Annotated in this window: 23 protein-coding genes; 10 read left to right on the forward strand and 13 right to left on the reverse strand. The window is 42.1% G+C overall.

Annotated elements, in window-relative coordinates; all coding sequences use genetic code 11:
* Positions 1-44: 44 nt before the first annotated feature.
* Positions 45-1,358, forward strand: coding sequence for an aspartate kinase (locus FN831_RS04860; RefSeq protein ID WP_142527079.1), 1,314 nt, complete (start codon positions 45-47; stop codon positions 1,356-1,358).
* Here the strand turns inward: FN831_RS04860 and FN831_RS27615 are convergent, their stop codons facing one another.
* A complete protein-coding gene (locus FN831_RS27615) occupies positions 1,359-1,499 on the reverse strand; it encodes a hypothetical protein (protein ID WP_185960383.1) in 141 nt (46 codons plus the stop codon).
* Between the two features lie 37 nt (positions 1,500-1,536).
* On the opposite strand from FN831_RS27615, the gene lysA reads away from it, so the two are divergent.
* Positions 1,537-2,688, forward strand: a complete 1,152-nt coding sequence (lysA, locus tag FN831_RS04865; protein WP_142527080.1) for a diaminopimelate decarboxylase — start codon at positions 1,537-1,539, stop codon at positions 2,686-2,688.
* A gap of 61 nt (positions 2,689-2,749) precedes the next feature.
* Here lysA and FN831_RS04870 read toward each other — a convergent pair whose 3' ends face one another.
* Genes FN831_RS04870 through FN831_RS04885 form a run of 4 tightly spaced genes read right to left on the reverse strand, consistent with a single transcriptional unit; the run spans position 2,750 to position 7,253 of the window.
* Positions 2,750-2,962 carry a hypothetical protein gene (locus tag FN831_RS04870; RefSeq protein ID WP_142527081.1) on the reverse strand — a complete coding sequence of 71 codons (213 nt, stop codon included), beginning with the start codon at positions 2,960-2,962 and terminating at the stop codon, positions 2,750-2,752.
* A 45-nt stretch (positions 2,963-3,007) separates the two neighbouring features.
* Positions 3,008-3,391 carry an SRPBCC domain-containing protein gene (locus tag FN831_RS04875; protein ID WP_142527082.1) on the reverse strand — a complete coding sequence of 128 codons (384 nt, stop codon included), beginning with the start codon at positions 3,389-3,391 and terminating at the stop codon, positions 3,008-3,010.
* A 5-nt stretch (positions 3,392-3,396) separates the two neighbouring features.
* The gene (locus FN831_RS04880; protein WP_142527083.1) at positions 3,397-6,012 is read right to left on the reverse strand and encodes a DUF3857 domain-containing protein; all 2,616 of its coding nucleotides are present in this window, start codon (positions 6,010-6,012) and stop codon (positions 3,397-3,399) included.
* Between the two features lie 50 nt (positions 6,013-6,062).
* Positions 6,063-7,253, reverse strand: coding sequence for an acyl-CoA dehydrogenase family protein (locus FN831_RS04885; protein WP_142527084.1), 1,191 nt, complete (start codon positions 7,251-7,253; stop codon positions 6,063-6,065).
* 130 nt (positions 7,254-7,383) lie between these two features.
* Here FN831_RS04885 and FN831_RS04890 point away from each other — a divergent pair, with 130 nt between their 5' ends.
* Both FN831_RS04890 and FN831_RS04895 read left to right on the forward strand, forming a co-directional pair.
* Entirely contained in the window at positions 7,384-7,755 is a 372-nt protein-coding gene (locus FN831_RS04890; protein WP_142527085.1) for a dihydroneopterin aldolase, read from the forward strand.
* Positions 7,756-7,784: 29 nt separating this feature from the next.
* Positions 7,785-9,191, forward strand: coding sequence for an FAD-binding oxidoreductase (locus FN831_RS04895; RefSeq protein WP_142527086.1), 1,407 nt, complete (start codon positions 7,785-7,787; stop codon positions 9,189-9,191).
* Between the two features lie 54 nt (positions 9,192-9,245).
* On the opposite strand, the gene FN831_RS04900 is transcribed toward FN831_RS04895, so the two are convergent.
* The gene (locus FN831_RS04900) at positions 9,246-9,680 is read right to left on the reverse strand and encodes an Hsp20/alpha crystallin family protein (RefSeq protein WP_142527087.1); all 435 of its coding nucleotides are present in this window, start codon (positions 9,678-9,680) and stop codon (positions 9,246-9,248) included.
* A 78-nt stretch (positions 9,681-9,758) separates the two neighbouring features.
* Between FN831_RS04900 and FN831_RS04905 the strand changes: the two genes are divergently transcribed.
* Positions 9,759-10,241 (forward strand): acyl-CoA thioesterase, encoded by a 483-nt coding sequence (locus FN831_RS04905; RefSeq protein WP_142527088.1) that lies wholly within the window; start codon positions 9,759-9,761, stop codon positions 10,239-10,241.
* 56 nt (positions 10,242-10,297) lie between these two features.
* Here FN831_RS04905 and FN831_RS04910 read toward each other — a convergent pair whose 3' ends face one another.
* The 3 genes from FN831_RS04910 to FN831_RS04920 all read right to left on the reverse strand — a co-directional run bounded on the left by FN831_RS04910 (position 10,298) and on the right by FN831_RS04920 (position 14,141).
* Positions 10,298-11,689 carry an arginine decarboxylase gene (locus tag FN831_RS04910; protein WP_142527089.1) on the reverse strand — a complete coding sequence of 464 codons (1,392 nt, stop codon included), beginning with the start codon at positions 11,687-11,689 and terminating at the stop codon, positions 10,298-10,300.
* Between the two features lie 87 nt (positions 11,690-11,776).
* The gene (gene ctlX, locus FN831_RS04915) at positions 11,777-12,688 is read right to left on the reverse strand and encodes a citrulline utilization hydrolase CtlX (protein WP_142527090.1); all 912 of its coding nucleotides are present in this window, start codon (positions 12,686-12,688) and stop codon (positions 11,777-11,779) included.
* A 10-nt stretch (positions 12,689-12,698) separates the two neighbouring features.
* On the reverse strand, positions 12,699-14,141 hold the full coding sequence (locus tag FN831_RS04920) for an arginine deiminase family protein (RefSeq protein ID WP_142527091.1): 1,443 nt from the start codon (positions 14,139-14,141) through the stop codon (positions 12,699-12,701).
* An 86-nt stretch (positions 14,142-14,227) separates the two neighbouring features.
* On the opposite strand from FN831_RS04920, the gene argS reads away from it, so the two are divergent.
* Positions 14,228-16,000, forward strand: coding sequence for an arginine--tRNA ligase (argS, locus tag FN831_RS04925; protein WP_142527092.1), 1,773 nt, complete (start codon positions 14,228-14,230; stop codon positions 15,998-16,000).
* Positions 16,001-16,405: 405 nt separating this feature from the next.
* Here the strand turns inward: argS and FN831_RS04930 are convergent, their stop codons facing one another.
* Positions 16,406-17,527, reverse strand: a complete 1,122-nt coding sequence (locus FN831_RS04930) for an AI-2E family transporter (RefSeq protein WP_142527093.1) — start codon at positions 17,525-17,527, stop codon at positions 16,406-16,408.
* A gap of 102 nt (positions 17,528-17,629) precedes the next feature.
* Here FN831_RS04930 and mnmE point away from each other — a divergent pair, with 102 nt between their 5' ends.
* The 3 genes from mnmE (at position 17,630) to FN831_RS04945 (ending at position 21,069) form a co-directional block, all read left to right on the forward strand.
* Entirely contained in the window at positions 17,630-19,000 is a 1,371-nt protein-coding gene (gene mnmE / locus FN831_RS04935) for a tRNA uridine-5-carboxymethylaminomethyl(34) synthesis GTPase MnmE (protein WP_142527094.1), read from the forward strand.
* Positions 19,001-19,610: 610 nt separating this feature from the next.
* Positions 19,611-19,841 carry a hypothetical protein gene (locus FN831_RS04940; RefSeq protein ID WP_142527095.1) on the forward strand — a complete coding sequence of 77 codons (231 nt, stop codon included), beginning with the start codon at positions 19,611-19,613 and terminating at the stop codon, positions 19,839-19,841.
* A 124-nt stretch (positions 19,842-19,965) separates the two neighbouring features.
* A complete protein-coding gene (locus FN831_RS04945; protein WP_142527096.1) occupies positions 19,966-21,069 on the forward strand; it encodes a Fic family protein in 1,104 nt (367 codons plus the stop codon).
* A 69-nt stretch (positions 21,070-21,138) separates the two neighbouring features.
* On the opposite strand, the gene FN831_RS04950 is transcribed toward FN831_RS04945, so the two are convergent.
* From FN831_RS04950 to FN831_RS04960, 3 genes are all read right to left on the reverse strand, one after another.
* Positions 21,139-21,780: a contractile injection system protein, VgrG/Pvc8 family gene (locus tag FN831_RS04950; RefSeq protein ID WP_221931266.1), complete on the reverse strand. Its 642-nt coding sequence runs from the start codon at positions 21,778-21,780 to the stop codon at positions 21,139-21,141.
* A gap of 452 nt (positions 21,781-22,232) precedes the next feature.
* Positions 22,233-22,898: a DUF6266 family protein gene (locus FN831_RS04955; protein ID WP_142527097.1), complete on the reverse strand. Its 666-nt coding sequence runs from the start codon at positions 22,896-22,898 to the stop codon at positions 22,233-22,235.
* A gap of 2 nt (positions 22,899-22,900) precedes the next feature.
* Positions 22,901-23,542, reverse strand: a complete 642-nt coding sequence (locus tag FN831_RS04960; protein ID WP_142527098.1) for a DUF6266 family protein — start codon at positions 23,540-23,542, stop codon at positions 22,901-22,903.
* 1,674 nt (positions 23,543-25,216) lie between these two features.
* Here FN831_RS04960 and FN831_RS04965 point away from each other — a divergent pair.
* Entirely contained in the window at positions 25,217-25,927 is a 711-nt protein-coding gene (locus FN831_RS04965; RefSeq protein WP_185960384.1) for a HEPN domain-containing protein, read from the forward strand.
* Positions 25,928-25,971 lie beyond the last annotated feature (44 nt).

Raw genomic sequence — 25,971 nt, forward strand, 5'->3', positions numbered from 1 at the left:
CAGGTATGTAATTTTCAGTTAGATAATTAAATTAAAATAAGAAAATGAAGATTTTAAAGTTTGGCGGAACTTCTGTCGGAAGCCCTGAGCGCATGACGAAGTTGCTGGATATCATTAATCCGGCGGAAGAGCAGATTGTAGTTTTATCAGCAGTGTCTGGTACAACGAATAGTTTAGTGGAAATTTCAGGCAAACTTTTAAAGGAAGATAAACAGGAGGCGTTAACTTTGATTAACGCATTGAGATTAAAATATAATGACTTTGTTGCCGAGCTGCTTCCTGAAGCAGATTTTCGTGCAGAGGGACAGGAAGTCGTGGATTACCATTTTCAGTTTCTGGCTACACTGGCCAACGATATGTTCACTCCCGTAGAGGAGAAAGTGGTACTTGCAGAGGGCGAGTTGCTGTCGACAACCCTGTATCATATCTATCTGAAATCTATCGGGGTGCCTTCAGTATTGTTGCCGGCACTTGATTTCATGAAGATCGATGAGGATAACGAGCCTGATATTCCTTTTGCAACGGCAAACCTTAAGCCACTGCTGGAGAAATATGCAGGTAATAAATTGTTCATCACCCAGGGTTTTATCTGCAGGAACAGCTTTGGAGAGGTAGATAACCTTCGCCGTGGCGGAAGTGATTATACCGCGTCACTGATCGGTGCTGCAATTTTAGCTGAAGAGGTGCAGATCTGGACGGATATTGACGGAATGCACAATAATGATCCCCGGATCGTGAAAGGCACTAAACCGATTTCTCACTTATCATTTGATGAGGCGGCAGAACTGGCCTATTTCGGTGCCAAGATCCTTCACCCGCAATCGGTATTCCCGGCAGCAAAATATAAGATCCCGGTACGCCTGTTAAACACGATGGAACCATCGGCAGCAGGTACGCTGATATCTTCAGAAAGTGAAAAAGGAAAGATCAAATCTATCGCTGCCAAGGATGGCATTACGGCAATCAAGATCCAGTCCAGCCGCATGTTGCTGGCCTACGGTTTCCTGAGGCGCATTTTTGAGATCTTTGAGCGCTATAAAACGCCGATCGATATGATTACTACTTCGGAAGTTGCAGTTTCATTAACGATTGATTTTACCGATAACCTGGACCAGATTATGGAAGAACTCCGCGACTTTGGTTCTGTGGAGATTGATAAAGAGCAAACGATTGTATGTGTGGTGGGTGATTTTGGTTCAGAAAAGCATGGCTTTGCAGCAAGGGTACTGGATTCCATCAAACATATTCCGATCAGAATGATCTCTTATGGCGGCAGCAGCTATAATATTTCACTGCTGGTGAATACAGATGACAAAATGGAAGCATTAAGAAGCCTGCATAACCGTATTTTTGAATAATTATCTCCTTTTGAGGTAAACAAGGACTGCGATAACGATAAACATCAGTGCGATGGAGAGCCTTACTCTTCTGTCGTACTCCTTGCGGCTGATCTTCTGACGCTGCAAATCGAAATAGTTGCCCATGTAAATCAATACCATACCAACTAAACAAAATACTATAAGATATTTAAACATTATGTTTTCTAACAAAGATATAACGCAATTTGCAGAATTAGAAACGCCTTTCTACTATTATGATCTGGCTTTGTTACAACAAACCCTGGATTCATGTGCTGTTGCGGCTAAAAATCATGGCTTCCATGTGCATTATGCGATGAAAGCAAATTTTAATCACAGGCTGCTGGACAGGATCAAAGCTACCGGCTTTGGTGCAGATTGTGTAAGCGGCAATGAAGTGAAAAAGGCAATTGAACGTGGGTTCGACCGCAATCAGATCGTATTCGCAGGAGTAGGGAAATCTGACAGGGAAATCAACGAGGCGCTGGACGCGGATATCTTCTGCTTCAATGTAGAATCTGTGCAGGAGCTTGAAGTGATCAATGAGCTGGCAGCAAAGAAAAACAAAGTAGCTAAAGTGGCTATCCGTATCAATCCGAATGTAGATGCGTATACACACCATAACATTACTACCGGACTGGACGAAAATAAGTTTGGCGTAAATGCCTGGGACCTTCCCGCCTGTGCGGATGCCTTAAGGCAGTCTGCCAGTCTTGAATTTGTAGGTATACATTTCCATATCGGATCACAGATCACCAACCTGGATGTTTACAAAAGCCTTTGCGTAAAGGTAAATGAGTTTGCAACATGGTTTGAAGACCGCGGTTTTGTGGTGCGCATCCTTAATGTTGGCGGTGGTTTGGGAATCGATTACCATAACCCTGAGCAGCAGGTGCCTGATTTTGCTTCATACTTTAAAATATTTGGTGATTTCCTTGAAAAAAGAGATAACCAGGAAGTTCATTTTGAACTGGGCAGGGCTTTGGTGGGCCAGTGTTCTTCACTGATCAGCAAGGTGCTCTATGTAAAAAACGGCAAGAAAAAGAACTTCATTATCCTGGATGCAGGAATGACGGAGCTGATGCGTCCGGCATTGTACCAGGCCTATCATCAGATTGAGAATATATCAAAACAGGATGTATCTGCTGCTGTAAAGTACGATGTGGTAGGGCCGATATGCGAAAGCACGGATTGCTTTGGCAAAGAGGTTTTATTGCAGGAAACGCAGCGCGGCGATCTGGTAGCGATCAGAAGCACCGGAGCGTATGGCGAAGTGATGAGCTCACATTATAACCTTCGGGAAAATGTAAGAGTTGCTTTTGGAGAATAACCAGGGCTGATATTAAACAAATAAGGCTGCTCATCGTTGTGATGATCAGCCTTTTCTGTTTTTAGCTTTTCTTTCCGGTCACGAATATCACTACGCCGGCAAGGAGAACGATTCCCCCGGCATATGGCGGCCAATTCACGGATTTTTCTTTATCTGCTGAAACCTGTATAGGGCCTGCGTCAATAATTTTTTCTTTTTTAGTGTAGGTAAAGCCTGTCCATATTAACAGAATGGCACCCAATACGATTAAAACTAATCCAACGCTTTTGTTCATGGTTTGTGTTTGGTTAGCTCTGGGAGGTTAATTCCTCTTTCGAGTTTATTCTTCTTCGAAGAAATCGCCTAAACCACCAAGGTAATGCTCTGTAATCCCTGCAGTAAAGTCGTCATAATCCTCGTCGGGTATGTTCGTCTGTACAAATTCCAGTGATGTTCCTTTTTTATCAGGGTGCAGTTTGATCGTTACAATTGATGGTTCATTCTCTTCTCCGAAGTACCATTGCTGTACAATTCTTTTGCCAAAGTCAAATTCTATATTTTTTCCAACGATATCGCCGTCCCAGAAAGAGAATTCCGTACCCGGTTCTTCGGTAAATTCCACATCGGCGCCGGTCCAGAGCTGGATGCTTTGCGCTTTGGTCATGGCCAGATAAACTTCTTCAGGAGGGGCAGGGAGGGCGTAGTATTTTTTAAAGGTCTTCATTTTGTCTAATTTTTATCTTGGTCAGCTCTAATTCGGGCATTCATGTGCCTGATTAAATTGGGCTTCCATGAAAACTCGGGATACGTAAATACAAATGTATGCCAAACCCTGCTGGTATTCCTCAAATATACTATCCAGATCAGCGAAACAATAATCCAGCAGATCATTTTGATAAAAGTGTAGGTATTGTTAAGCGGCTGATGGGTGATATAATTTGAAATTAGTTCTGAGCTCCACTCCAAAATTATTGCTGAGGTGGCGAAAATCATGAAAGCTGTCAGCTGTTTTGGGAAGAGTTCACGTCTGGATTTAAGCAGGAAATATAAAAGCAGCAGCCAGGTAGCCTTAAGCGGATAAATTATTGCAGCCAGAATATAGGCTGCCTGTAAGAATAGGCCATAGCCGTTGTGATTATCTGAAGCATGTTCCCATCGGCTTTGATTATAGATCCCGGAGTCTATCGCTTCAGTCAGAATGAAGATAAAAAGTAATGGAATACCAATGCTGAGTAGGATCATCCATCCGCCAACTGCCGGTGCCTTGGCAAGGGTGTCCAGATCAAACTCATATTGCTGTTTGTAAACTCTGGTAAAAATGACGGCTGTAAGAGTCAGTATAACAGCACTTAGGATAAGGAGGATCGGATTAATTTCTGATGGCTCCATTTTTCCGCCCCAATAAATTCCAAGTGACAGCTGCTCCTTAATTGCATCTGCATCCTTCACATATTGCTTCACATCTTTCGCATCTATAACCGCTTTTAAGGTTTTATAGGCATAATGGAGCGACATTACTTTTCCTTTGACAGTCTGGTCAAATTTAAATTCATATGCCGTCGTTTTCAGCTCAAAGGGGTCGGTTGTGATCGTCCATGCTTCAGGAAAGTGCACTGTAATATTCTGCTCAACATTCTGCGGGTATTTTTGGATCATTGGCACTGTTCTGTTTTTAGCATCAATATCCCTGATACTATGCGAGATCAGGTCACCGTAAAAATAGGCATAGTAGCGTGATTTCTCCTTCTCGCTTTTTTGCCACATCGCAGGGATCAGGTAAGATTCGGTGATCTTTATCGTGTTTGATTCCTCATCATCTTCAAAATGAAGAGCTGCGTTCACTTCAATGTCATCATAGTAGTCAGTGTAGTATTTAAGAAATGAGCTTTCAACCCCGTCCGCTCCGTCCTCGGCTATGGTACTGCGCATATCATCCGCTTCGTTGCCGGTATAAACACTCTTGATGATCAGTTTGGTCTTTTTTAATCCAAGGGTATCACCGGGATAAAAAGTAAGATTGGCAACCAGCTTTCCGGTGGGACGGCTCTGCACTTTCTCGGGTTGATTTACTCCCTTTTTTAACACCAGTCCCTGTCCGTAATCAGGGAAATAAATCTGATCAAAAGCCCCTCTCTGATAGGAGATTGTAGGGTCTATCCATATCTTTTTATGATCAAATTCTATCACCACTACGGCGTGATTAAAAATCATCGGACTAGGCAGAAATTCATTCAGGATGTTACCATCATATGTGTCTGTGTAGGCCATGTAGGCATTGATGTTTACCCTTTTCAATAGATAAATCAATAAAAGCGATTTGTCCTTACAATCACCATAACGTTGGTTTAAAACCTTTTCCGGAGAATTTGGGCGCTGAGAATATGCTCCCATTTCAATGCCCATATATCTCACTTCATCCTGTACAAACCTGATGGCCGATACGATATATTTTTTTTGATTATTGCCCGATTTCAGCTGCAGTTCTTTTACTTTTTTATCCAGTACGGGCGTTTGCAAGTTTGGGTAATCATTCACCCTCAATCCCCAGTCTACGATTTCGCTCCAGCTTTGGTACTCTGATAGCTGTGTATGTTTAAAAGGATTGTACCAGGAGGGGCTGAATTTCTGTTTATCATATGTCCTGGTCTTCTTGCTTGCCCATTCGTACATTTTGAGTCCGTCTTTTTCTGTTATTCTGGGAGGGGTTTCAAAATTGGAATTTTTATAAGTGAGCTTCCTGTTTTTATCAATGATCAGATTGGTATATCTCGACACAATTGTATTTGACCCCTCAAAATAAAAGATTCCGGTATATTTATTTCCCGAAATAGGATTTTCACCTGTAAGCGTAAAAGCATATTCAATACGGTCGCCCTTTCTGATGTCGTCCAGAATCACATAGGCATCATAGGTTCCGCTATAGATAAACTTGGAAAGATCCTTTTCATTTTGCAGGACTTTGAATTTGCTTCCTTCAAGCTTATCTGCGGGATGTCCGTTCCGCCATACCGTGATCTGGTGGAAAGTTAGTTTTTGGTAGGATGGATCATACGTTACAGAAATTTCTGAACCGTTCTGTACGCCTGCGCCGGATACGATTTTCCTGATCACATGGGTATAGCTCTCTTTTAATTCTGCATGGTTCTGGCGCTCCAAGAGGGCTGTGTAGTACCCATCAGTGACACTTTTTGGCGGCAGCGCAGTTGTACTGGTGTCAATCTTCACCAGCCATGGGGGACTAGTCTTTGAGATATAAAAGTTCTTTCCCTGAGCAGCGGCTGATAAAGTGTGTATGCAGATGAGTAAAACGATAAAGAGAATTTTCTTGAAAGAATCCTGGAGCATGTTGAGGCGTTAATATAAGGTAAGAGCTAATTAATTGTAAATGTGGTTGTTTATTTGAAAGCATTAATACCAGTGACGTCCATTCCTGTGATCAGTAAATGGATATCATGCGTGCCCTCATAAGTTACCACAGACTCCAGGTTCATCATATGGCGCATAACAGAATACTCACCAGTGATCCCCATTCCGCCAAGCATCTGCCTGGCATTTCTGGCTACATCCAGCGCCACTTCCACACTGTTCCTTTTCGCCATGGATATCTGTTCTGCTGTAGCCCTGTTTTCAGATTTCAATACACCCAGTCGCCATACCAGCAGCTGGCCTTTGGTGATCTCTGTGATCATCTCCGCCAGTTTCTTCTGCTGCAGCTGGAAACCACCGATAGGTTTACCAAACTGAACGCGTTCTTTGGCATACCTCAAAGCTGTATCGTAACAATCCATCGCAGCGCCTAATGCGCCCCAGGCGATACCATACCGTGCCTGGTTCAGGCATCCAAGTGGGCCTTTTAAACCAGAGATATCAGGAAAAATATTCTCTTTTGGTATTTTTACATTATCAAAAACCAGCTCGCCCGTAGCCGAAGCGCGCAGGCTCCATTTGTTATGCGTTTCAGGAGTGGTAAAACCCTCCATACCCCGTTCAGCGATCAGTCCCCGGATTTTACCGGCTTCATCTTTAGCCCACACTACCGCAATATCTGCGAAAGGTGCATTGGAGATCCACATCTTTGCGCCGTTGAGCAGGTAATGATCGCCATTGTCTTTGATGTTGGTAGTCATCCCGCCCGGATTGGAACCGTGGTCTGGTTCAGTCAGGCCAAAGCAGCCCATCATTTCACCTGTAGCAAGTTTTGGTAAATACTTCCGGCGTTGTTCCTCAGATCCGTAAGTATAAATCGGGTACATCACCAAAGATCCCTGTACCGAAGCGGTAGAGCGGATTCCGGAGTCGCCGCGTTCCAGTTCCTGCATCAACAGGCCATAGGCAATGTAATCCAGTCCGGCGCCCCCGTATTCAACAGGGATTGTAGGGCCAAAAGCACCAATTTCGCCGAGGCCTCTGATCAGATGCTTTGGAAATTCTGCTTTCTGGGCATAATCCTCGATTACCGGACTCAGCTCACGCTTTACCCATTCACGTGCCGAAGATCTGATCAGTTTATGCTCTTCAGATAATAAATCGTCAATCAGATAATAATCGGGTGCCTCATAAAGGTCTTTCTTTCCGGATTTGCTCATGGTATCAGTATATTTGGCGGAGCAGGATGTGTTTACGACATTTCTCTGCCTTATTCAAAGGTAATAATTTCAGGTAAGGGCTGGTGAAAACCAATCAAAAATTTAATTTTGCTGCACAGATCAAAATCCTATGTTTATACAAACTGTTGCTTTAAATGATGTAAAGTGTTTTGCCTTTCACGGGTACTATCCCGAGGAGCAGCTCACAGGTACAGAATTCCTGGTCAGTGTTTCCGTGACCTTTGTTCCCGCCGGCGGCGATACCGAAGATCTGGAGCGTACGGTAAATTATGAAGTGCTCAATACGATTATTCTCGAAGAAATGGCCAGTACAAAAAAAATGCTGGAATCTGTTGTAAAGCTGATTCTGGACAGGACGATAGCTGCTTATCCCTTTGTGCATACAGCAGTAGCGGGGATTAAGAAAATGCATCCGCCTATGCCGGGCGAGATCAACCATTCCTTTGTTCAATTATCATATACCTCAGAAAAGAGAAATTAGCTAACCTGCACCGGTCAAACCAAGCACATATGTCAACTACCCTTTATACTAAAATTAACCCCGATATCCTGAACCAGCTTTCTGCTGCTGTTGGTGCCGAAAATGTATTTACTGATCAAAGTTCGTTGGCGGATTACAGTCACGATGAAACCGAGGATCTTCGCTATTACCCGGAAGTGGTAGTAAAGCCCGCGGATACTGCTGCGGTTTCTGCCTTGCTGAAACTCTGTAATGAAAAGCATGTTCCGGTAACGCCAAGGGGAGGAGGAACGGGATTAAGCGGTGCTGCACTGCCGGTATTTGGTGGTGTACTGTTGTCTATGGAAAGGTTTAAATCCATTATATCAATTGACACAGAGAATTTGCAGGCCACTGTTGAGCCCGGTGTAATTACTGAAGAATTTATCAATGCAGTTGGGGAGAAAGGCTTGTTATATCCTGTTGACCCTTCAAGCAAAGGCTCCTGTTTTATCGGTGGCAATGTAGCTCATGGTTCCGGAGGCCCGAGGGTAGTAAAATACGGAACAATCCGGGAATATATCCTGAATCTCGAAGTTGTGCTCCCAACGGGAGAAGTAATCTGGACCGGTGCAAATACATTGAAATATGCCTCTGGTTATAACCTCACACAGCTGATGATCGGTTCTGAGGGCACGCTGGGCGTAGTTACCAAAATTGTGACCAAGCTGATCCCTAAATCTGAGTTCAGTGTGCTGATGCTGGGTTCATTTCCTGAGAATGAAACCGCCTGTGCAGCCGTATCTGCGATCTTCAGGGCTGGTATTATTCCTTCTGCGCTGGAATTTATGGAACGCAAAGGGGTAGAGTGGGTGGTTCAGTACAATGATATTAAGTTTGATCTGAAAGATGGTATCAATGCTTTCCTGATGATTGAATTTGATGGAAATGATATGGATACAATCTTTAAGGATTGTGAGAAGGTAAATGCTGTGCTCGAAGAATTTGGATGTACAGATGTGCTTTTTGCCGATACTGCGCAGCAGAAAGAAGAACTGTGGAAAATGCGCAGGACGATGGCAGAATCAGTTAAATCCAACTCTGTATATAAAGAAGAAGATACAGTTGTACCGCGTGCGGCTTTGCCTAAGCTGATCAATGGCATCAAGGAAATCGGTTCCCGATATGGCTTTGAAAGCGTATGTTATGGCCATGCTGGCGATGGGAACCTGCATATCAATATTATCAAAGCGGGCATGAGCGATGAAGACTGGAAGGATAAACTGAAGGATGGTATCGCTGAGCTTTTCCAGCTGACTGCCGATCTGGGCGGAACGATATCCGGAGAACATGGAATAGGACTCGTACAGAAAGAATTTATGCCGATCAAATACAGTGAGATCCACCTGAACTTAATGAGAAGCATCAAACTGGTGTTTGATCCAAACAGCATTTTGAACCCGGGTAAAATATTCTAAAAAAGAAGGGCAAACCTTTCGGTCTGCCCTTCGAACCCTAAAAAAAACACTCAATTATGAAACTTTAATCTCTTTGCTTTCTGGTTGAACATCTACCTTTTTACCAAGAGTGATGGTTAAGATTCCGTTCAGGTATTCAGCAGCAATTTTTTCTGCATCTACACTTTCAGGAAGAACGAACGATCTTGCAAAAGATAAATAGTCAAATTCTTTTCTGCTGTAATTTTTCTTTGGAGCGGCATCATCAGCTTTTTTCTCGGCCCATACTGAAAGCGTATCTTTTTTCAGATTGATTTGGAAATCAGCTTTTTCTAAACCTGGTGCAGCCAGTTCAATGGAGTAATCAGTGTCTGATTCAACAATGTTTACTCCCGGAACTTTGTTAATCGAATAGTTTTTATTTAGCGCGTCACTGAACAAAGAATCAAAAACGTTGTTAAAGTAAGGTGCTGTGTTTCTGGTACGGTTGTTAAATTTTACTAATGTCATGGTTATATTCTCCTTTATTTTTTAATTTTTAAATATTCTATAACCACTGTTCAACTCCTATACCAACCCAAATATTCTATGATTTTCAAGACATTATGGCGTTCTAAACCAAAAACTACCGACAAAAAGTCAGCTGACCCTATTAATTTCGACAGTTTTAAGTATAAAACCAGTATCGAAACCCGATTTGCAGATTTTGATATGATGGGCCATGTTAATAACGCCGTCTACTTTACCTATATGGAAATCGCGAGAACTAAATATTGGAAACAGGCTATTTCATGGGATTGGGAGAAAACCGGTGTAGTGATTGCACAAGCATCTTTAGATTATATCCTTCCGGTATTTTTAAAAGATAAGATCACCATGTACGTAAGAACGTCGAGAATTGGAACCAGTAGTTTTGATCTGGAATATATGCTGGTAAAAGAAGTAAACGGCAAGGAAGAGGTTTGTACAAAGGGAAAAACAGTATGTGTAGCCTTCGACTATGCTTTGAAATCCCCTGCACCGATCCCCGAAGCCGAGAAAAGCAAAATGCTGACCTTCGAGCAACTTTAAAAAAAAAGGGAGCCACATATTAAATGCGGCTCCCTTTATACTATGCTTTGGTAATCCTAGGTATAACCCAGGATCTTTAATACCTGCTTACTGTTTTGTTCTTCTCCGAAGACTTCAAAGTTAAATGTCTCATCGCGGTTCCTGCGGATGATTACATGTTTAGGACTAGGCAACAGGCAATGGTGGATACCACCGTAACCGCTCAATACCTCCTGATAGGCACCCGTATTAAAGAAACCAAGATATTGAACCTTACGCGTCTTTGGCATAAACACAGAGTTCATATGCGCTTCCTGGTTATAATAATCCTGTCCATCGCAGGTAATCCCGCCAAGGTTTACCCTTTCATATTCTGCATCCCAGTTATTGATCGGCAGCAGGATGTATTTCTGGTTTAATGCCCAAACATCCGGAAGGTTAGTAATAAAAGAACCATCCAGCATCAGCCATTTTTCACGGTCGTTTTGTTGTTTACGGCCCAGCACCTTATACAGGATACCAGAAGCTTCTGCTACCGTGTATTTTCCAAATTCAGTAATAATATCCGGTTCAACTACATCGTGCTCCGCACAAATTTCCTTGATACGTTTCACGATCTCGTTCACCATGTACTCATAGTCGAAATCAAATACCAGTGAGTCTTTGAAAGGCATACCACCACCGATATCCAGTGTATCCAGTTCAGGATTGATCTTTTTGAATTTGCAGTATAAGGTTACATATTTTTCCAGCTCATTCCAGTAATACGGAGAATCTGTAATACCAGAGTTGATAAAAAAGTGAAGCAGCTTTACCCTGAAATTTGGATTGGCAGAGATCTTATTGTTGTAGAAATCAATCACATCCTCCATACGTACACCTAAACGGGAAGTATAGAATTGTGAATCCGGTTGTTCCTCGGCAGCGATACGGATACCTAAGTTACAAGGTGTATCCATTTCTACCTCATCATCAAAAAGGTTGAATTCCTCTTTATTGTCCAGTACAGGAATGATGTTTTTGTAACCATCATGCAGCATATCAATGATATACTGTTTATACTGATAGGTTTTAAAACCATTGCAGATGACAGTAATATCCTTGGTAAGCGACCCTTTTTTCTCCAGTGCCTCGATCATTGGCATGTCGAAAGCAGAAGAAGTTTCAAGGTGAATGCCATTCTTTAAAGCTTCTTCAACGATATGTTTAAAGTGTGAGCTCTTGGTACAATAACAATACTTATAATCACCGCGGTAGTTATTCTTAATGATCGCCGTTTGAAACAACAGCTTTGCCTGCTGGATCTTTTTGCTGATCATCGGAAGATAAGTGAAACGCAATGGTGTACCATAGGTTTCAATCATTTCCATAAGGTTCAGGTCTTGAAAATACAATTCGTCATCTATAACGCTGTAGCCTTCCTGCGGAAAGCCAACACTTAGATCAAGAAATTCGGAGTAACTCTGCATTTATGGTAAAATATTTTTTGCAAAAATGTAATTTTAAATTGAGAAACAGCTTTAATAAATCAAAATACTGTCACCCGGGGGTAGTATTTATTTTTTTTGAAGATGTATCTCTGCCAGCATGCACCTGGCGCTTCCACCGCCGTTTTTTTCGATCGTATATAATGGAGAATAAATAATGCGGCTGTACTTTTCGAGCTTTTCTATCTGGCTGGTAGTCAGAGATAAAAATGCCTGTTCCGACATGATCAAGAGTAATTCTTCCTTATTGTTTGCTACCTGCAGCATGTTGCCTGCGAAGTGGTTCATCTGATCATAACTGATTTCTATGATTTCATGTCCACTGCTGCTGAGCTGAGCGGCAACTGTTTTTGTTTCTGCCGGATCTGCTATCGACTCCAGACAGACTACAGCAAAACCTCTTCCAATACACATCATCACATTGGTATGGTATATAGGGAAGCCCTCTGCATCAACAGCGTTGAAAGTTACGGGCTGATATCCTGCACGCAGGCAAAAATCCGCCAATACTTTTTCGTCGGTTCTTAGCGAAAGGCAGGCATAGGCCAGTTTATTCGTTCTGTCGAGCACCATACTGCCGGTACCTTCCAGATAAATCTTGCTTTCTTCGTACGCAGAGAGGTCGGTGATCCCACTGATGATAAAATCTTTTTCCAGGGTTTTGATAATGTCATCTCGGCGTTCCAGGCGCCGGTTTTCTGAATACATGGGGTACAGGAAAACCTGCGCATCCTCATGAAATGACACCCAGTTGTTCGGAAAGATAGAATCCGGCGTTGCAGGATCAAGTGTATCGTCTGCTACAGTAACATTTACACCATTATCTTTCAGCAGCTGCGCGAAATCATCAAATTCTTTCAGTGCCTGGGATTGCACATTGTCTTCTTCAGAAAGCTGCTGAAATTTATTGTTTTCCGCGGTTTGTTCATTGAACCTGAAGTCCACCGGGCGGATCATTAATAACTCGTTCGTCGTTTGCATTTGTCTCTAATTACAATTCATCTCTCAGCAGGGGCAGGCTCATACAATGGAAGCCACCTCTGGCCCTGGAAAGTTCTGCCGAAGGCATCAATATCAGCGTATCAGTAATGTCATCCGCAGTCACTTTTCCGCTTTCCAGGTCATGGATCAGTTCTTTCACGTGTACCACATCAAAACCATTGCTTTTAAAGGCTTCAATGGTTTTATCATTGCGGTCGTAGCCGAGGACAACGCCTTCCTTAATCGCCAGCAGGTTACAGGAATCCGTCCACTGCTCACGTGCATCATAAGGAAAAGCACCGTTACCGCTGTAGATAAACTGTGTTTCTGTGATACTGCCAAGTTCGTTTCTGCTGATATCATTTAACAGCGCTTCGATGCTATCAAACGTAACTGGTTTTTGCTGGTTTTTGCTGAACTGGATAATTTCCGTCACATCCTTGGTGTCGGGTTCAATCAGGTAATTGATCGGCTCCGCCGGGGCACTGACCTGGTTTCCTGAAATCGACCTCAGCAGTGTCCATACATTACGTTTAACCTGCGTAAACACCGTGTCAATATGCATAAAGTCCCTTTTGTTAGGAATTTTAACCACGGTTACCTTGTCTACTACGTTGTTATCAAATAATAGTTTGATCGCTTCGTTTGCTCCATATGCAGAAGTCCTTTCGCTGCAACCGATCAGCACATGGTTTGCGCTTACCATCATCACATCGCCGCCTTCAAGGGTTGTGCGGTGTTCTTCTTCTTCACCGGGGCGCAGGAAATGCTGCGCCGCATCGGGTATTTCCAGGATGTTATCCGCATATTCAGTAAACAGGGGATGGTTAAAAAAGATATAGCGCATCAGTAAGGTTTCCCTGCTGCGCGCTTTTTTTGCAGGCTTGTTCAGCAGGATATGGCTGTTAATAGTGATTCCAACATCCCTGGTGAAGATCAGGTTGGGGATAGGGGCGAATATCATCAGGTCGCCCGCCATGCTGCCCGAGATAAAGATCTTGGCCAGTTCTGCCGGATCTGTCTCAATCAGCTGCAGTTGCAATTTATAGGTACAGCCTTCAATCGCGCATACCGAAGCCGTCAGTTTTTTCTTGATGGAAGGATCTTTCAGGATATCTGAAAGCAGGTTTTGTATTTCTATTACCGCCAGTGAGCCATGGAAGCCGGCATTATCCGGTTTAAAGAACTTCCTGTCTGCCGTTTCGCTGTCGATATCGGCGAGTTTACCCTTAATCTTATCAGGGTCAAGGAAGTACATCAGGAGTTTGATATAATAATCGTATTCGTCTTTACGGATGGTATCCAGGTGCACGATGTCTTCAAAAAGCCAGTCCTGCGCCTTTGAGGGCACAACCTTGCCCAAACCACTGTCAGGACTATGGATCAGAAGCTTACGCAGCCGCCCGATTTCGGTGCTTACCTTTACTTTGAAATTTTCGTTATTTTCGGTCATACTCAGTTTATGGTTAAGCAAAGCTATCCAATATTTTTTTAATATATAATATTCGCTCATTATTGCTTATTTGGTTATTTTTGGCCATGGATTTTATTATTACGGAAGTAGTGAAAGGTATAAAGCAACTCTATCATCAGGATGTTGAAGAAAGCCTGATCAGTATACAGGATACGCGTAAAGAGTTTGAGGGGCAGGCAACTATAGTAGTTTTTCCATTTGTGAGGTTCTCCAAAAAATCGCCCGAACAAACGGCAAATGATCTGGGCGAATACCTGGTAGCCAATCTGGAAGTAGTGACGGCTTTTAATGTGGTAAAAGGCTTTTTAAACCTGAGCATTACCAATTCGTACTGGATGGACCTGTTTAACACAGAGTTGCTGAGAGCTGATTTTGGCAAGATCCCTTCCAACGGGAAAAAGGTAATGGTAGAATATTCTTCGCCCAATACCAACAAACCGCTTCACCTGGGGCACGTACGTAATAACCTGCTGGGCTATTCGGTATCAGAATTACTGAAAGCGAATGGTTCTGAAGTATATAAAGTAAACCTGGTAAACGACAGGGGCATACATATCTGTAAGTCGATGCTGGCCTGGCAGAAATGGGGCAATGAAGAAACGCCCGAAAGTTCTGGTTTGAAGGGCGATCACCTGGTAGGCAAATACTATGTGATCTTTGATAAGGAATATAAAAAGGAGATCGAAGCGCTGAAACTTACCGGACAAACCGAAGATGAGGCCAAGAAAAATGCTCCTCTTATCCGTGAAGTGCAGGCAATGCTTTTAGCCTGGGAAAATGGCGACGATGCTGTGATCTCGCTCTGGAAAAGAATGAACGGCTGGGTGTATGACGGCTTTGCCGTTACCTACAAAAACCTGGGCGTAGATTTTGATAAGTATTATTATGAAAGCAATACCTACTTATTAGGAAAAGATACGGTTGACGAAGGACTGGAAAAAGGTGTTTTCTTCAAAAAAGAAGATGGCTCTGTATGGATAGACCTTACAGATGATGGTTTAGATCAGAAGCTGGTGCTGCGTGCGGATGGAACTTCGGTATATATTACCCAGGACCTGGGTACCGCACAAATGAAATATGACGATTTCTCCATGGATGAGTCGATCTATGTAGTGGGCAACGAACAGGATTATCACTTTAAGGTGCTGTTCCTGATCCTTGATAAGCTGGGCAAAAGCTGGGCGAAAGGATTGTATCATTTATCCTATGGAATGGTAGATCTGCCAAGCGGTAAAATGAAATCACGCGAGGGTACGGTAGTTGATGCAGATGACCTGATCGCCGAAATGGTGGCTACCGCAAAACAGAAAACTGAAGCACTGGGCAAGGTTGATAATTTCAGCGAGGAAGAAAAGGAAAGCCTGTATTATAAAATTGGTATGGGTGCATTGAAATACTTCCTGCTGAAGGTTGAGCCCAAAAAGCGGTTACTGTTTGATCCTGCTGAATCGATAGATTTCCAGGGAAATACCGGGCCATTTATTCAGTATACACATGCACGTATCAAATCTTTGCTGAATAAAGCTGGTTTTGTATCAGATGTAAAAGTTGATAACGAGATTGAATTGTCTGCTACGGAGCTTGAGATGATTATCCTGCTGGCAAAATATCCTTCGGAAATTGCTGCGGCAGCTAAAACATTCAGTCCTGCGAGCTTAGCTAATTATATTTACGAGGTGGCGAAGATGTTCAATAAGTTCTACCATGAGATCCCGCCAATTGTGAAAGAAGAAGATGAGCAGATGAAACAGCACAGGTTAAACCTGAGCTGGGTAACTGCAAATGTGATCAATGATGGGATGAGGATTCTGGGGATTGAGGTTCCTGAAAGAATGTAAAGATCTGGAGGGGGATCAAAAAAGCTCGTTTGATTTCCTTGCTGCCTGCTGCTGAAACGCAGCAGAAGGCAAGGAAATCAAACGAGCTTTTTTGATATGGGAGGGGTCATCCAGCTGGGCGCATAGCCTGCATTGCGCAGAACATATTTGATAAACAGCTCGCTAAATCCTGTTCAAATCAGATTGCTAAATCCTGTACAAATCGGATTACTAAATCTTGTGTAAATCGGATTGCTGATTCTTGTACAAATCGGATTGCTAAATCTTGTGTAAATCGGATTGCTGATTCTTGTACAAATCGGATTGCTAATTCTTGTTGAAATCCTAAAATGCATCCAAAGCAATCCGGTTACTAAATCATATTATATCAGCGAATTGAATCCTTACGCGATACAATACTAAACTTTAACCTTTATCGACACCAGCGGTGGTCTCAACAGTTCCTTTTTTTCTGAACGAGGGGAATTTCATAGGGCTCTTTGTTGGTCTTTCATCACCAAATAATACACCCCATTGTTTGAACATCTCCGTTCTGTCGAAGATGACTTTAAGTACAGCAATGATGGGCATAGAAAGGAACATACCGGAAACACCGGCGATGCTTCCTCCTACGATCACACCGAGGATAGACATCAGGGCATTGATTTTTACTTTGGAACCAACGATTCTTGGCATCAGGATGTTATTGTCCAAAAACTGAACGCCAGCAATTACCGCAAGTACTGTGATCACAGGGCCTAAGGTTGTAGATGCAGTTAATGTAAGCATTACACCTATTATATTGCCGAGCAGCGCACCAACGTAAGGTATGAGGTTCAGGATCGCGAATATAACGCCTATGAGCAGTGCATGCTTAATTCCCAGCAGCAGTAATATTCCACCCAGCAATACAGTCATATAGGTCACTTGGATTAACAGACCTACCAGATAGCTCTTGATGATGGTTTCTGTTTCATAGATTGCATCTTTCACCTTCGGATGGTCGTCTGTTTTAAACCACATGAATGCAAACCGCAGTAAGATGTCTTTATAAAAGAGGATCAGGTAAATGTAGATGGGCAAGAGACCTACAAAGACAAATACGGAGCTTAATGTCACTGCTGCGCCACTTGCCATTCCTCCGGCCATAGCCAGCAGATCATTACTTTTTTTATTGATAAAATCCAGTTGTTCTTTGGTAGAATAATGGCTGACTTTGCTCACCCAGTTACTTAGTGCCTGCAGATGCTTGGATACATTGGCTTTGATCTGCGGGAAGTCTTTTACCAGACTGCCAACCTGCGCAGAAAAGAACCAGACGATCAGCCCTACAAAGATGAACACGATCAGAATAGGCAGAATAATGGCCACCGCTTCAGGAAGGTTGACCTTTCTGAGCCAACGGTATATCGGCAGTAACATAATGCTAATAAAGAATGCCATGATTACGGGCATGATAATGTCGCTTCCGATGACCATCACGGTTCCGATCAGCAGTAAACCCAGTAATTCTAAAGACCTTTTAACGGTAAGTGGCAGTTCCTTCATTTTGTAATTGTATTGTTATTGTGATAAGTTTCCATATTTAACTATGTAAAGCATGCAAATGTTTGGGTAGATTTGCACATTCTTACACATATACACATTACCATGATTACAGATGAAACAATAGTAGCCTTGTCAACTCCGCCGGGATCGGGTGCAATCGGGGTGATCCGCCTGTCAGGAAAAGATGCTATTTCCATCACTAATTCGGTATTCAGTGGTAAGGACCTGCTCGCGCAACCTTCACATACTTTGCATTTTGGACTGATCAAAGATGGCGACATCGTGATCGACGAGGTTGTGGTAAGTTTGTTTGTAGGCCCAAGATCGTACACCAAAGAAAACGTGGTAGAGATTTCCTGCCATGGCTCTAATTATATTATACAGCAGATTATCAGTTTGCTGATTAAAAAAGGTGCTTCAGCTGCAAAACCCGGAGAATTTACTTTAAGGGCTTTCCTGAACGGTGCGATGGACCTGTCGCAGGCCGAAGCCGTAGCTGACCTGATTTCTTCAGATTCGCAGGCAGCGCACAGTGTGGCGATGAACCAGCTGCGGGGAGGGTTCAGTACTGAACTGAATGTTCTGCGCGAACAGCTGATCCATTTTGCTTCCATGATTGAGCTTGAACTTGACTTCTCAGAAGAGGATGTGGAGTTTGCCAACCGCGACCAGCTGCAGGATCTGATCAATAAAATTACAATGGTGCTCAATAAGCTGATCCGTTCCTTTGAATTGGGGAATGTAATCAAGGAAGGTATCAACACCGTGATCGCCGGCAGGCCTAACGCAGGGAAATCTACATTGCTGAATGCTTTGCTGAATGAAGACCGTGCAATTGTCAGCGAGATCGCCGGAACCACAAGGGACACGATAGAGGAAGTTTTAAATATCAACGGTATCAACTTCCGTATGATTGATACAGCGGGCATACGCGAGGCTACAGACACGATTGAAGCCATAGGGGTGGAGAAGACGATGCAGAAGATCAGCCATGCTGCAGTTCTGGTTTATCTCTTTGATGTAGTGAACATGACTGCCCGCGAAATCCACGAGGATATCAATAGTCTGTACCGACCTGGGTTTACATTTATTGCCGTAGCCAACAAGATGGACCTAACTTATAACGACAGGATCAAGGAACTGGATCTTCCGCTGGATATTGCTTTCGTTTCGATCTCTGCGAAAGAGAATAAGGGAATAGAAGAATTGAAGGAGTTGTTATATGATACTGTAGTAGGGGATAAGCTTTCAGAAAGCCATACAATGGTGACGAACATCCGGCATGTGGAAGCGCTAAGAAAAACCCAGGAGTCACTGCATAGCGTTTCTGAAGGACTGATCAATCCTGTGACTTCAGATTTCCTGGCAACGGATATCAAGCAGGCATTGTATTATCTGGGTGAGATTACCGGAAAGGTCACTACTGATGATTTGCTGGAGAATATCTTTAGTAAGTTTTGTATTGGAAAATAAGTCATACAAATATCGATAGACATCAGTTACGAAAAGCCATTATTTACTTGTAAATGAAGGTTTTGAAGTTTGTAATTGTCTAGTAGCACCTTGATTTTATTATTGTTTTGTGTATTTTTGTTACCCGAAAATGATTTTTAATGAAGCCACTTTTTATGTTTAAACTGTATAAAACAAATTCACTTATATACGCTTAAATCCTCTTAGGTAAATTTAATGACTTAAATCTTATAAGTGTGAGATCAAATTTTACAATAACGATTTGACTTTGCTCTGTATGGATAGTTTATTATTTTGGTTTAATGAGCTTAAAAACAGTAAAGATCCCAACGTTGAGGCTTTGGAACTAGGTTTCCGCAAATTTCTATATTCGACCATTAGAATCTGAATCCAGCCGTTGCCACTACGAACACTTCACAGACAACGGAGAGCAACTTGGAAAGTTTCCACCTTATTTGTACCTCGAAGTGTTTAATGGTTTGCTTGTCAGGTTTTGTATAAGGAATTAATCACATAATTACCGCTGATCTGGCTACAAGAATCAGCAGTTTGAATAATCCGCCGCCGGATCCTGGGCGGTATATTTGTGAGGGACAGCTTCACAACTAGAATGCAAACACAGAACAATAACGATCAGCCCGCGGGTAGCTTAGCTTACAGTCCGGACCCTGAATACCAAGATGTATTTGCCCAAACCGGCGGTGCATCGGCTTTCTGTACTGTGCCGGGCGACTGGCAGGCCATGCGGAAAGCCGGCAACATAGCCATGCAAGCACTCGCCGGTCAACCGCCGCAATTTCCGGATGTCCAAACTGAGATATTCACTACTTACCGAGGGTAAAAATAGCGAAATTTCATATTTTAATTCACCTCTTATGGACACAATGTTATGAGCCAATTAAAGCATTTATTCGGCTCATTAAATTCGTATCTTTGAGCCGAATAACAACTTTAATCGGCTCACTATGTATAATTGGCAATTTCCCGAATGGCCTGATTTCTATTACGAGACTGAAGAAATTCAATCGTTAATTCTTGCATTTGCGCAGGAGACGGGAGAGATTAGCGGCGTAATGCAAGGCCTTTCTGATGATTTAAAACAAGAAGCACTTCTCCAACTTATCTTGTCGGAAGCAACTAAAACTTCGGAAATTGAAGGCGAATATATCAGCAGGGAAGATATTATGTCATCCATCAGAAATAATTTGGGGCTTAATGAAACGCTCATTAATGTAAAAGACCAGCGCGCCGGGGCAGTTGCTCAATTAATGCTGGAAGTCCGTAAGTCCTTTGATCAGCCATTAAATTTGGAAAGCATTCAAGCCTGGCACAAAATGCTAATGGCCAATTCGAGTAAAATCAATCCAGGCCTGTGGCGAGTAGGCGCCGAACCAATGCAGATTGTTTCAGGAGCGTACGGTCGAGAGGTAGTTCATTATGAAGCGCTACCGTCTTCAGACGTTCCCAAAGAAATGGATCAATTTGTACAATGGTACGCGGCAGTCAGCTTCCCGCTGAAAGGGGAAGTCGCCAAAGCAGTACTGAAATCTGCTATATCTCATCTCTATTTTGAATCTATTCATCCCTTTGAGGACGGTAATGGACGGATTGGTAGAACCATCGCAGAGAAGGCATTGTCACAAACCATGGGTAGGCCTGTAATGCTCAGCCTTTCTAAAACCATTGAGCAAAACAAACCAGCATATTATACTGCATTAAAAGAGGCGCAACGTACACTGAACATTACTGCCTGGATCAGCTATTTTGCAACTGTAATTTTAGAGGCCCAGCGAGACGCAAAGGCTATGGTGCAGTTTACATTAAAAAAAGCACAGTTTTTCGACAGATATAAAAATCAGCTTAATGAAAGACAATTGAAAGCACTCAATAAGATGCTGGAACAAGGAGCCAATAAATTTGAGGGAGGGATGACTGCAAAGAAATACATCGGCATTACAAAAACCTCTAAAGCTACCGCCACCCGCGATCTGCAAGAGCTCCAGAAAATGAACATTTTATTACAGGAAGGAACCGGAAGATCAGTAAAATATCATTTAAATTTACCATAGATTTGTTAATGCCTCATTCATTGGCGACAGCATAAAACATCGAATAACAGCCATTGCTCTGATTTTTGATTAGCTATTGAGGTTTTCTATTTCGTCATCAAGTTCCTGATCATGTACCAGATCAGGTCTGCCATCGGCGCTGCCAGTGCTTTCGCTTTGCAGCATTTCGTCATGCCGGGGATTATAGGCGAAACGTTTATTCTTAATAGGAGCAACTTCCATCGCATATTGCAGGCTTTCGATATCCCTTCCATAAAATAACGAGACCTCCCGTTGTTCGTTTGGCTTGCCGAAATTGAGATTTTCACCATCGTAAAATAACCATTCATGGTATTCTGCACTTAGTCTGTTCAGAAACTCAAAATCCCTTTCCCGGTATTGGATCACGTAGTCTACTGGCTTTTTGCGTGATGCATTGGTTGTTATTCTGAGTTCGTTAACAGGCGTATCTTTGGTAGCAAGTTGCACGATGTCGTTTAACGTTTTATTAAGATAGGAGCCAAGATCCGGACCTCTGTCGATCAAGATTGTGGGACTAAAGCCACTCACAATCAGGATACCATGATAACCATTGCTTTGAGTGAGTTCGACCTTGGTTACGATACCAGCAAAGTTTTGAGGCTGACCACTTAAGTAACCAAAAGATGCTGTTAACGTCTTTCCTACAAAATCACGACTATCATCTAAAGTGATTAATCCGGGAGAACCCAATTGATCATGATTGAACCTGAGTTCAAAGTAATGATGCGCGTTGAATTGTTGCTGAAGCGTGAAAGAGGGTGAAATGCGAAATATTCTTATCGCCGATGTTGATCTCTTTTAATAAATTGATTTCCATTGGTAGTTGGATTTTATTACCAAGATACCTAATCAATAGTCAAAATTAAAATATATTACTTAATATATTTAATAATATTATTTTCAACCTATTTATGTAATAATAAATTTACCATTTTAATTAAAAAATGATGCTCCTAAGGTTTTTTGAGATGTTTGTTTGGTTTTTGTATAGATATTCAGGGGGTTATATGTTTATTTTATCAAATTCAAGGACAGCACATGAATGAGGTAATTACTTTCTTAATCCTTAATATAAAGCCGGCAACCGGTCTCTTTCTAAAATACAAGGCTGTCGCAAGTATCGACAGCCTGTAAACCGATGGCTAAAATTTAAGCTGAAGTGCTCCCAGATATTGTGTATCTGATACCAGTTTCTTATCTGCAGATAGCATAAACATATAACAATGAACTTTCTGACCTCTCATCATAAAAGGTACCTCCGTCGTGAAATTTAAGTCTCTTCTCATCGCATCCTGGTAACACATAAACCTGGATCTTCCTCTTTCAAGAAAATGCACAACAATGACGGCTCTGTCGTTCAGTTGGGTACATTTTTTAGGTAAAGGATTAAGCTTCCATGTTACCGTCATTTTATGGATTTCGTCAGAGGTTACCTTAGGTTCCCATGCTTTCTGAGTCATTTTAATCGGAGAACTCAGTTTGAGCTTTTCGAAATCAATCAAAGCTTTTTCCTGATCCTCTGCTAAAGCCTCTTTGAAATGCCATTGGACCGCTGCATTGAAACGACTCATACCTGCCTTTTTAGATAGCTGATATCCTAAATTGATCACATCAGTAGCCTGCTGCAGAAACTTGTTGAGCTTGCTGAAAGGTCCGGTATGTTTTTTTTGCTCATCATTAAGTGAATTCTTGCCCCGTTTTTTGGGCTGTGACTTTGCTACAGGTCCACCAAGGGAATCTACGATAACTATGGGACCTATTGATCCGCGGAATTCACCAATTGTCGATTTGTCTTTTCTTGTTGCCATGATTACCAGTTTAATTGTCCGAGATAAATACTATTCGCCACGTCAGAATGGTCATCCGCGATAAATGAAATGAAGATTTCTGCGGTATACCCTTTCTCTACACCAGTCAGAAGCAGCAAGTCTTGTTGTGCATTACGGCTTGCGCCGCCAATTTTGACTGCTGATTCCTTAAGTTCGGGAAAATAGGCTAGCATGATCACCTGATCGCTGTGATGGCTTTTTCCCGGTCCTGTTTCATTACTCCAGTTGAATAACACCCCATCCATTGTCATTTCTGCACTGTTCCTTTTAGCAGATGCCAACTTGCCCTGCGTGATCAGAAACTTCTCCATGTTGACCACCCATTTTCCAGACTGCTTTTCGCAGGCTTTTTTAAAGATGTGGCTTACCATTTCATTGTGCGTACTATTGCCTGAGGCCTTCGCAATCAACTGGTAGCCTACCTTGGCGATCTCTTCAAATGGAGGCATGAATTTGGCTATCATACCCAATTTAGACTCTGTAGCTAGTTGACCCTCGGTACGGGGAATGTTACTTTTACTGTTTTTCTTTTTTGCATACGTCTTACCGTTCATCTGGTAGTACGTAGTGCCATCGATTGTTCCTGAAAAGCCCACATAAGGGCCGCTTACGACACGTGCCATAATTTAAATGAATTAAGTGAAAAATTAAACAATTAGTATTTTCAGCTAATGAACACACTTAGATTAAGGAGGAACAGCTATATTGGAGGGGTTAATGCATAAATTAATCCAGGTATGAATTCACAAGATTTAAAATACTTTGCAATATAAACATAAAATTGTAAATTTGTATATAAATTATTAAAAATAATTATTCGTGTTGAAACATATTGTTTAATGTGTAAACACGCAACTACTTCTGATTATTTGCTTTGCTGTCAATTTTGATGGGCCTGTACTCTGGCAAAGCTTCAATTATACTTCGTTCGTATCTTGGTATTGTAGAAACTCTACTTGAGCTATATTTAAACTATGTTCAAGCTATACCTTGTCTACCCCTTGTCTACTGCTACTCTACCAGAACTCTACCTAAACAGTAAACATGATGTAGACATGTAGTAAAGTAGTAGTCCACAAGGGGTAGACATGGTATAGCTGGTGTATAGATCGTCCATAGCTAAAGTATATCTCAAACTATACCGAAACACGAACGACTACCGTCCAGAATACTGCTGATAGAACTGAAGGATGATTGATTGATTTGGGGGAGGGAGTAAAGGTAGAATCTTCCGCAGTTTACGAGATTTTTTTATTGGCGCCTCATTCCAGACGCATTACAAATATAAGAAAAATTAAATTTCAACGGTGTAATAAGGTACAATCCTGGTCAGTTTAATGATGTACAACTTTGATGCCCCAAGCGTGAGCGGCAGACTCGTAAATAATTTAATTTCTCTATTGTTTAATTAAATCATAATACTTACATTTGTTTTATTAAAATAAACTAATATGAGTATTTGTTAAACAATATATAGATTTTATAACATCTCTAAAATTTTGAGGTGTTCTATTTAAGAACCTTGTCTGATCAAATGTGGAAGTTTACAGGACACAGGTAATAAGTAGAACGCCGGGTTGCCTATATTTGCACTATAGGTCCGGCGCAGCTTATTGTAGTGTCCGAATAGTTTTCTATTCCCCGATTTCCACCGGGTATGATCAGGCTACAAGAACTGTTGCCGGACCTGTATTTGTGAAGGTCTTTTTTTAATCTTGTACATGGTTCTATTGAGAATTTTTAATCAATAGTGTCCAAATGAAAAAGGAGAAAACCACAACCGTAACAATTGCCAACAATCCAATTTACTGTCACAACGGCTTGTGTTGTACTCAAGTGATTATCCAATCGCCTACAAATTGTCCCGCAAGCTCCCCAGGGATTTCATATAGCCTTTCTGACTCTGGACTTTATCTTATAGTTCCTTATCTGCCAAACAATTTCCAAAAACCGCCTGATTAATCAAATACAATGAAAGATTGCCCGATGTTCTCTGTAACGTAAGGCTATCCATCTTCCTGCTTATTTACAATCAACATTTTAAATATTTAACTGACGATGAAGACCCTCGTTATGGCCGCGCATTGCCCAAAAACAGGTAATCATCAGCTTGAAACCATATCAGAATGACCATCATACAAGACAAGAAAGGAGAGTTTAAAGCATTTGTAAAAGTGCTGGCAGAACGGTACAAACCATTATACATCTACTGTTTTGGCGAATCGGTTAAGTCAATGAGCAGATCCGGCTGTTCTATTTTACATGACGCTGTTAAAAATCACCGTTATTATCTGTTGATGATTGTTGAAAATGAGATCAGAATTGAGCATCCTGTACAGGATTATGCAAATACCCATTTTCATCACGGTAAGATCACTATTTTGGTGCACGGCAAAGAGACAGTTACGGCGGCTATAAGAGCTAACGACAGGTTTTTTATAACAGCAGCTAAGCAGGGGAAGCTCATGTACAGTTATGATCCTGCCATCGCATCCTTTCAGGTGCCTGCCTATATCCCTACGAGAGCGGCACAAAAGGCTGAAAAACGCCGGATTCAAAAAATGTTTCTCGCCACTGGCTTTCTGGAAAGCGCTAAGCAGTGCTTCATCAAGGAAAGCTATCCGCTATGCATACATATGCTGCATCAGGTTGTAGAACAATGCTTTATTGCCCTCATTGGAGTGCATCTTGCCTACAGATCAGACATTCACAATCTTTACCGGCTGTTGCATTTGTGTGAGATTTTTTCAGATGAAACATCTCAATTATTTCTTGAACAAGGTCAGGAGGGCATTAGGCTGTTTGATCTGATGGTCAAAAGCTACTCGGCTGCGCGTTATAAAGATGACTTCCAGGCAGAGCGATCTGATGCTGAAACATTATACGTAAAGGTTGCCGCATTCCTGAAATTGTCGGAAGGATTATGCAAGAATAAAATTGAAGCGCTTGCCCTGGATGCGGAAATTTACAAACAGCACAAATCTCAAAGAGAGGTTTGTTGTGGATGACTCCTTTGTGAAGCACATTAAGGTGAAGCACAAAAAATAATCGT

It is taken from the genome of Pedobacter westerhofensis (genome assembly GCF_900182595.1).
GTDB lineage: Bacteria > Bacteroidota > Bacteroidia > Sphingobacteriales > Sphingobacteriaceae > Pedobacter > Pedobacter westerhofensis.